At 67.6% G+C, this 1,207-nt stretch carries 1 protein-coding gene; it reads right to left on the reverse strand.

Annotation, left to right across the window (positions count from 1 at the left end; all coding sequences use genetic code 11):
• Positions 1–59: 59 nt before the first annotated feature.
• Positions 60–560: a type III secretion system chaperone family protein gene (locus CH341_RS24445; RefSeq protein ID WP_111421593.1), complete on the reverse strand. Its 501-nt coding sequence runs from the start codon at positions 558–560 to the stop codon at positions 60–62.
• Positions 561–1,207 lie beyond the last annotated feature (647 nt).

Below are 1,207 nucleotides of genomic sequence, written 5' to 3' on the forward strand. Positions count from 1 at the left end.
GCTTCACGATCCGACCTCTCCCCGCAGGGGAGAGGTGAAGTCGGGGGCGTGGCGCCCGCTCAGGCCTCGCCGACGGTCTCGAACTGCACGGCGTCGAGGGCGTCGCGCGGGGACTTGCCGGCCCACATCACGTACTGGAAGGCCTGGTAGTAGCGCTCGCACGCCTCGGCTGCGGTGGAGAGCAGCGACTCGCATTGCGCGCCCGAGGCCTCGACGCCGCCGGCCAGCACCAGCGCGTGGCGGAACATCACCAGCCCGTCGTTGGCCCACAGGTCGAAATGGCCGACCCAGAGCTGCTCGTTGATGATCGAGACCAGCTCGACCATCTCGGCGCGGCGACGCTCCGGAACCTTCAGGTCGAAGGCGCAGGCGAGATGCAGGGCCTCGATCTCGCTCATCCAGGTGAACGAGACCTGATAATCGGTCCACTTGCCCGTGATCACGAGCGTGACCTCGTCCTCGCTCGATCGCGCGAAGGACCAGTCGTTGACCGCGGCCACCCGCTCGACGATGTCGACCGGGTTGGCGTTCCGCGGGCTCTCGATCTCCATCAGCGACATGCCGCTTCTACCCCTCAAGTGCCGGACGCGGGAGCGAACGCACGAACGCGCACGCCACGCGACGGCACGCGCCGGGTGCCCGAAGCGCCCGAACCTGCAGGAACGCCTGCATCGCTGGGACTTCCACGAACACCGAATCACTCGGTCCATCGACTATAGAGCGGGCCCCGTTCCGACGGAATCGGGTCCGGCTCCAGTATTTTGCAGCGGCTCGCACGATCCTGCGGGACCCCCCGTCGGAGCCCGCCGAGCCCTGCTCCGGCGGGCCGGAGACGACGTCCCGGTCCGCCAGCAAGGGTTCGTGGATTCCGCTGAATCGCGCAACGACGCACTGGACTCGGTCCACAGGGATCGACGTTGTCCACCGCGACAGTTTGACTCGGGTGACGAACGTGCTGGACGGCGGTTTGAATCAAAAGTGGAACAGACCGGAATCGGAGCCGGAACGAGTCGCGCGGGGCGGAAAAACGTCGCGGCGCGCCGACGTGAGTCGGACGTGATCAGGAGACGTGATCAGATTCTCGCGGATGCGGCCGGCGGTCGCGAGTCGGGGAGGCCTGGACGGCGGCGCACGGCGCTTCGCCGTCGTGCTCCTCGAGGGGAGGGCTTTGCAGAATTGGTCATTCCGGGGCGCGGACCGCAGGTCC

The organism is Rhodoplanes roseus (assembly GCF_003258865.1).
GTDB classification, from domain to species: Bacteria; Pseudomonadota; Alphaproteobacteria; order Rhizobiales; family Xanthobacteraceae; genus Rhodoplanes; species Rhodoplanes roseus.

Excerpts from the sequence above, each read along its gene's own strand:
- CH341_RS24445 (WP_111421593.1), bottom strand. The coding sequence starts at position 560 with ATGTCGCTGATGGAGATCGAGAGCCCGCGGAACGCCAACCCGGTCGAC.